The sequence below is a fragment of the Microcoleus sp. genome, assembly GCF_049646505.1.
Lineage (GTDB): Bacteria > Cyanobacteriota > Cyanobacteriia > Cyanobacteriales > Microcoleaceae > Microcoleus.
The window spans coordinates 1-6,909 of sequence record NZ_JBARVX010000033.1 but is presented as its reverse complement, the minus strand read 5'-3'; the positions used below and the strand labels follow the sequence as shown (position 1 = coordinate 6,909).

Below are 6,909 nucleotides of genomic sequence, written 5' to 3'. Positions count from 1 at the left end.
GTGTCTACACTGTCTACATCGCCTGTACCAAAGGATTCAGGTATTTTGTCTACACTGCCTGCACTGTCTAGTGGTGTGTCTAGTGATTCGCCGTCAATCAGGTAAAGTTCTAGCAGCGCTTCCCATGTAGCAGTCTTGGAAAGCTTCCCAAATTGCTTAGCATCTTGGTTGGTGAAACCGCGCTCAAAAGCGATCGCCTTGAGTTTGTCGATACGGCGATACAGAATGGGAGGCTCAGTCATAGCTAGCCCCCGCAAACATTAAGTGTTGCGATCGCCCCTGGGGACGATCGGCTGAATGTGGCATAATTATTCGGCTCCAAACGTTGGTGATAAACGGTTTGGGGAAGTCGTGACTTGGTTAGCATTGCAAGTGCTAGTCAGTCGCGCATCAATCTTCCTTAGTTACATACGATCGCAGTTTCATAGCCATCTGTCAACACAGGGACTGTAAACTTTTGTTTCAACTTATTCGGCAAGCAACTCCATCACTTTGTCGGGCGTAATGCCGTAAATAGCAGCCAATAAATCGATACATTGTGCGTTACTTCCTATCCGTTTGAGTACCCCAATTGCGCTACCTAGAGGAATAGTTTCCTTTGTAGACTGAGTTAACAAGTTGATTGTTGTTTCAGTATTAGCTCGTCTCTTATAAATCCCTTCATTCATCTGTGTTGAATGCCCTAAACTTTTAGCTCTCGTCTCCTGAGACACCCCCCCCATTTGACCGCTAAGGTTAGCTAAATGACGCAGTGCGTGAGTTTGTGTCAGACCTTTGTTCAGTCTAGTCAAAAATTGACGCGCTCTCCTAGCGTAAGCTTTACCAATGGTATTTGGATTATCTGAAACTGAATAAATTTCCGGTAATTGTCCTGATTTGATTTCTAAACGCTTTACCAAGTCGGGATGGGTAGGAGGAAGCATCGGCACACACAATCTGTAGCCAGTTTTGGTTGTCGTATCTAACAACGTTTTATCACCCACTACAGCAATCATTTTTATATTGTTTGGCTCATTCAGTGCCGGGATAATAACGCCATCCTTTGCTATAAATGGTTTGTCGATGTTCTGAACAGCAAAGACCTCGTGAACCCGAAAACCATACACAACCTGCATTGACAGCACCCACATCCACCGCTTGCGCGACTCTAAATGGTATCGTTTGTCATCAGGAACTGTTAAAATCTCCTCACGAAGTTTCAAGAATTCGTCAACCGATATAGATTGAAGGTCTTGCCTAAACTCTGTCTGCGTACCATCAACTTCTTTAAGGCGGCCGAGTAAGTCAGTGTTCTGAATTGTTTCGGCGAGCTTACGCATAGCGCACAAGCAGTTTTTGAAGCATTTAGTTCCTTTCTTTTTGCTGTTGACTGCCAACAGAATATCTGCCAGATTGACAACTGTGTTTTGGGGCAACAGTCTGTAATAGTGGCCATAAACTACATCCCAAGACCGCTGCTGACTAATATTGCTTCTGTCACGCTGCTGGCGGCGTTTAGTGCGTCCATCCCAATATTCTTTCTCTACTTTTGCAATTGCCTCGCCAAACGTCGTCAAGTCATTCTTGATGACGTTTTTTTGCAAAATAACATCTTCGTACCAGCTTAAAAATAGAGTCTCACTAGAGAACGATTCTAAGGCGGTAGCAACCAAGCGAGCTTTATTTAAGGCATCAGTGATGCCCTGCATTGTGAGGTAGCACCCACAGGTTTTGTTGACCCGCTTGTCACCTAGTCTGAACTGAAGGGTGATGTAAGACCCCTTGGCTTTACTGTCCTTCTTTAGTCCTACCCCTTTGGGGCATTCTTTCTGTGCTTGCTTGAAGTAGTCCAAAATCCGTTCATACCCAATAAGGTAGTCAGCGGATGTGCTGAGTGTAACTGAATTAGATTTTTCGCTCATCTTTCGCTCAATTCTCCAGAGTGCTGAGTCGCTTGCTGTGTAAAGCATACAGCAGACCACTCAGTTTTCGCTCAGACGCAAAACAGATTTCCTGGATTGAGCGAAAATATGGGCTAGGATGCCGGAAAGTGGTAGAATACTTCGGAGAGCTTAATTCAACTCCTGTCATCCCGATTTTAAAATTAAATGAAATATTCTGCAGCCAGTGAGTTTGTTTCGGGCGATCGTCCGGCTGTCTATACTTGTAGTGAGCTGAAATTGTCGATCGGGCAGTTAATTCCCCTTGACCCCAAAAATTAACTGTTACCGCCGCTATTTTTGTCAAGCAATGTAGAGAATCAGGTGTCAAGAATCTGAGCAGCCGTAGAGAGTAGAGAGCAAGTTTGAATATTCTCCTTTTGTTGAGATTCCAGACTGTGTTTGATTGTATGCAGTCGATCGATCCTGAGAAATTTTACCAAGGTTTGAAACTAGAGGCAAGAAAAAACACTGCCACAGTAAATCTTAACGATTTCTTAATCAATATTTACACCTTGAGGTAGATGTATTAATAGCTAAATAAGCTTAGAATAGTAGCTTATTTATAGTAATTATCAAATTTTTCCAAAAATCGGAGGATATTCTAGTGCAAAGAAGTGGCAAAGCCTTCAGCTCCTGCTCTCGCTGCGAAACAGTACCCCAAAAAATAGAGGGTCGCGGAGGCTTATACCTGTGGTTTCCAGTGTCGCACACGCTGAACAAGGTTATTTCTGCACTGAGGGGGACAAAACTTGAATTCCAGCTTTTAGAAGAGAGCAAGTGTTTGTACGTTAGTCTTGAGGGAATAGCCAAAGAAAACTTTAGCGCCCTAGCCTCATCGAAGCTGACAAATCAAGAGTTGAAAGATACAAAAGCTTTGTGGATGCGCGAAGTTAAACAGCCGCAATTTAGCGATTTTTATCGCAGCACTTCCTTAGACTCTTTTATTAATTTCAGCAATTCTGATTGGCTGTTAGATTTATTGTACGAAGAAAGAATTACTACACATTTTCAGCCCATTGTTTATACGTCAGATACTTCTAAAATTTTTGCCCACGAAGCGCTACTCCGAGGTATTGACGAGCAAGGAAACTTAATTCCTCCGGGTCGGATTTTTGGTCAAGCTGAATCAGCAGGTATAATTTTTCAACTAGATGCTTTAGCCCGGACTCGCGCTATTCGCGAAGCCAAGGTACACGATATCAAAGAACTGCTTTTTATTAACTTCTCTCCGACTGCTGTTTACGATCCCGCTACGTGCCTGCGAATGACGGTGCAGGCTATTGATGAATCTGGAATTCCTCACAGCAATATTGTTTTTGAAGTAGCGGAATCTCAGCATCCTCCCGATATGGATCACTTGATTAAAATTCTGAGGTTTTACCGAGAAGCGGGATTTTTAATTGCCTTGGACGATTTTGGCAGCGGTTCTTCTAATTTAAATTTGATGCACCAGTTGCGGCCGGATTTTCTAAAGTTGGATATGCAATTAATTCGCAACGTTCATCAAGATTATTATAAGGCATTAATTACTGAAAAAATGTTAGAAGTTGCGGCTCAATTAGAGATTAAAACTGTTGCTGAAGGTGTGGAAACTGTGGAGGAGTTGGAGTGGGTTCGACAGCGGGGAGCGGATTTTGTTCAAGGTTTTTTGATTGCTAAGCCTTGTTCTCCACCCATCGCAGTTACCAAATATATGGGTGGCGTAGAAGCTGTTTCTTTGTCTGGCTAAACGCTCAAATTTGCTCGTTTCCAGGTTCTGCCTCCAATAAAACAAGACAAGTTCGAGGCAGAGCCTCTAGATATTCGTTACCAGGCAGAGCCTGGTAACGAGAAATCAGAAAATTAGAAAATCATAAAATATTAAACGCTCAAATTGCGTCGCAAAAAGCTTTCTAAGGATTCCATTCTCATGTTGTAGATAGACTCCAAATTTTGCACTTCTTCGGGAGTGCAGAAAAACTCGTTAGCCAGCAATACCCGCAAAGTTCCTAAGCTTTTTTGAGCTTGAGGATTCAAGAAACCCAAGGCATTTCGCAAGCCGTCAAACACAACCAAGGGCGGGTTAATTACCACAGGTTCGCGATTGAACAAGCGTCCGAAAATCCGGGCAATGTCGTCTCTGGTCAGCACATCGGGGCCGCCGACTGCTAAAATTTGGTTGCGCGCGCCTTCGACTGTTGGCGAGTTTACGGCAATTTTTGCTAAGTCGTCGGTACTGACAACTGAGGTGCGGTTTTTGGCGTCGCCAATCAGCAGGTAAAGTCCGGTTTCTCGAAATCTTTCGGCGAGTGGCAGGAGGCTCGAAGCAAAACCGGCGGGCCGCAATATGGTATAATTTAATCCGCTGTTTTGCAGGTATTTTTCGACTTCTCGTTTGGCTTTGAATACTGCTGAATCTTCATATCCGCGATCGACTCCCAGTACCGAAAGAAAGACAAAATGCTCAACTCCGGCTTCTTTGGCGCAGTCGATTAGTTCTATGTTAGCGCGGTAGTGTACTGCTTGAACGTCGCCGCCGGTGCCGTGGGTGCTGATGATGTACTGCACTCCTTGGCAGGCTTTTTTAATATCTTTGTCTTGTTTTAAGTCGCCGATAAAAATTTCTGCGCCTCGGTTTTCTAGTTCCGAGTAGCGAGATGCGAGGCGAACAAAGGCGCGGACAGGCTTGTCTTGCTGTCTGATTTCTCGTACTATTCGGCGGCCTAGTGCGCCTGTTGCTCCGGTTACTAAGAACATGATTTTTTGGGGTTGGTTGTTATGGGAGAAGGAAGTTCGGCAACGGATTTTGTAACGGATGTAACGGATGGAATGAGCAATTTTCTGCAAGGGGTTTTAGAAACTCGGTTGCTTGATTTTCTAGTTGCTAAACCTAAGATTTATCGTAGAAACCGGGTTTCTTTTGCCAAGCATCGCTTAGGATTATAGAAAGAAACCCGGTTTCTTAAATTTCTGGTTGTTAAACCTAGGATTTATCGTAGAAACCGGGTTTCTTTTGCCTTAATCTTATTTATAACTCACAATTCAAATTTCGACAATTACGGGGGTGTGGTCGCTGGGTTTGATTAATTTTCGGGGAGCAATATCTATTGTACAGTTTTTTGCTTTTTCGTACAGGGAATGGCTGAGATAATGGTGGTCGATTCTCCAACCGTTGTTGCGGGGAAATGAGGCGGCGCGATAGTCCCACCAGCTATAATGGCCGCCTTCTGATGTGAATTTGCGGAAGGGGTCGCTCAGTCCTAATTCTATGATTTCTGTTAATGCTTGGCGTTCGGCTACTGATAGGCCAACTGAGTTTGCAGCAGCTTTGGGATTGTGAATATCTCGATCGTCCGGTACGATGTTGAAGTCGCCGCAAATGCACAGGTTGGGCGAGTTGTCTAGTGCTATTTTGAGGTATTCTTGCAGCAGTTTGAGCCAATGCAGCTTGTACTCATATTTCTCGCTACCGACTTCGGAACCGTTGGGAACGTAGACGGAAATGATGCAAATATCGTCTATAACCCCGGCTATGAGGCGTTTTTGTTCGTCGAAGCTGCCGACGGTTTCGGTGCCGAGAAGGGGGGAAAATCCGGTGCTGATTTGTGACATGGGCGATCGGCTAAAAATAGCGACGCCGTTGTAGGATTTTTGACCGGAAATATAGCAGTTGTAGCCGAGATTGGTGAAGGGTTCTAGGGGGAAGTCTTTGTCTGTGACTTTGGTTTCTTGCAAGCAGAGAATGTCTATTTGGTTGGTTTGCAACCAGTTAGTAACGTGTTCGATGCGGGTGCGAATTGAGTTAACGTTCCAGGTGGCGATTTTCATTTTTTGTTGATTATGTACTCTCTGATTGCTGGCTCGATCGTGAAGTGCGATCGCCCGTTTTGTTTGACTGTTTCAACTAATGACCGTCGTCCTAAAGATTGCATGACTTTCAAGAGTTCTGGCGGTGACAGTTGCAGGTTGTCTGGCTTTTTTGAGATGTCTGCTGGTTCGATCGCACTTGCTAGCCAAGAAATCACTTGTTGTTCGGATGCGGTTAGGCGATCGCACTGCTGCTGCAATAGTGATTCTAAGTCTCCTAAAAATAGGGTATCATAGGAGAGGAATTCGGAAACGCTGCCGCCGAATAAGTCTTGAATTAATGTGGCAATTATATTTAACCATAAGGGATTGCCTCGGTAAAGGTCGATTAGTTGTGACCATTTTTCCGGTTCTGCTAATCCTTTCTCTCTGAATATTTCCTGTGCTTCCGGGCCTAAACCGTTGAGTTGCAGAGATTTGCAGGGGCGGTTTTCACCTTCTACTGCGGCGATTTCTCTGGGTTTTTCCCAACTCAGGAGGATTAAACAACTGTTGTGGGATGATTCTGCTATTTGTTTGAAGAATGCGCCGTAATTTTCATAGCCTGGTTGGTAAGTTCCTGCGAGTTGTCCGCTGCTGAAGATGGTTTGGATATCATCGAGGATGATGAGACAGCGGTGCGATCGTAAATAGTTGATGACCCCCCCCAACCCCCCCTTGCTAAGGGGGGGAGAAAGAGGTTGAATCTCTTCGCCGCGCCTGGGAGAAAGAGGTTGAATCTCTTCGCCCCCCCTTGATAAGGGGGGGTTGGGGAGGTTAGTTTCTTGCTGCTGCGAGAGGAATTTAATTAAGTCGGTTTGGAGTGAAGCCAGCGGTGGCGCGTCGCGGAGGCTTCGCCAGATTATGCGATCGAATTCGTGTTGAATTTGTGGGATTAGTTGGAGTGTTAGGGCGGTTTTGCCAATACCGGATAAGCCGTATATGGTGATGAGGCGGGTGCGGCCTAAAATCCAGTTTTCGAGGGTGGAAAGTTCGGATGTGCGGTTATAGAATAGGTTGGGTTCTGGTGCATCCGATAAGTCTAATCGCTCTTTAGGTTTAGTTTGGTTATAAATTGGCTGATTAGGTTTTTCTGTATTTGGGATTTCTGAGGGATGCGAATTGTTCTCACAAACACTGAAGTTATCAATTTGTGCATAAT

5 protein-coding genes and 1 pseudogene are annotated in these 6,909 nt (G+C 44.7%); 1 reads left to right on the top strand and 5 read right to left on the bottom strand.

The window, feature by feature from the left end; genetic code table 11:
- Both WBA89_RS02180 and WBA89_RS02175 read right to left on the bottom strand, forming a co-directional pair.
- A pseudogene (locus WBA89_RS02180) lies at positions 1 to 242 on the bottom strand (hypothetical protein); the annotation flags it as partial.
- Between the two features lie 225 nt (positions 243 to 467).
- Positions 468 to 1,901 (bottom strand): hypothetical protein, encoded by a 1,434-nt coding sequence (locus WBA89_RS02175; protein ID WP_424403654.1) that lies wholly within the window; start codon positions 1,899 to 1,901, stop codon positions 468 to 470.
- A 625-nt stretch (positions 1,902 to 2,526) separates the two neighbouring features.
- Here WBA89_RS02175 and WBA89_RS02170 point away from each other — a divergent pair.
- On the top strand, positions 2,527 to 3,651 hold the full coding sequence (locus WBA89_RS02170; protein WP_424403652.1) for an EAL domain-containing protein: 1,125 nt from the start codon (positions 2,527 to 2,529) through the stop codon (positions 3,649 to 3,651).
- Positions 3,652 to 3,782: 131 nt separating this feature from the next.
- On the opposite strand, the gene WBA89_RS02165 is transcribed toward WBA89_RS02170, so the two are convergent.
- From WBA89_RS02165 to WBA89_RS02155, 3 genes are all read right to left on the bottom strand, one after another.
- Positions 3,783 to 4,658 carry an SDR family oxidoreductase gene (locus WBA89_RS02165; protein WP_424403650.1) on the bottom strand — a complete coding sequence of 292 codons (876 nt, stop codon included), beginning with the start codon at positions 4,656 to 4,658 and terminating at the stop codon, positions 3,783 to 3,785.
- Between the two features lie 285 nt (positions 4,659 to 4,943).
- Entirely contained in the window at positions 4,944 to 5,729 is a 786-nt protein-coding gene (xth, locus tag WBA89_RS02160; RefSeq protein ID WP_424403648.1) for an exodeoxyribonuclease III, read from the bottom strand.
- Positions 5,726 to 6,909, bottom strand: a 1,184-nt coding sequence (locus WBA89_RS02155) for an AAA family ATPase (protein WP_424403646.1), incomplete at its 5' end; no start/stop codon positions are given. The genes WBA89_RS02155 and xth, both read right to left, overlap by 4 nt.

Bases quoted from the DNA above. Each gene is read 5' to 3' on its own strand.
- WBA89_RS02175 (WP_424403654.1), bottom strand. From the start codon at position 1,901: ATGAGCGAAAAATCTAATTCAGTTACACTCAGCACATCCGCTGACTAC.
- WBA89_RS02165 (WP_424403650.1), bottom strand. From the start codon at position 4,658: ATGTTCTTAGTAACCGGAGCAACAGGCGCACTAGGCCGCCGAATAGTA.
- xth (WP_424403648.1), bottom strand. From the start codon at position 5,729: ATGAAAATCGCCACCTGGAACGTTAACTCAATTCGCACCCGCATCGAA.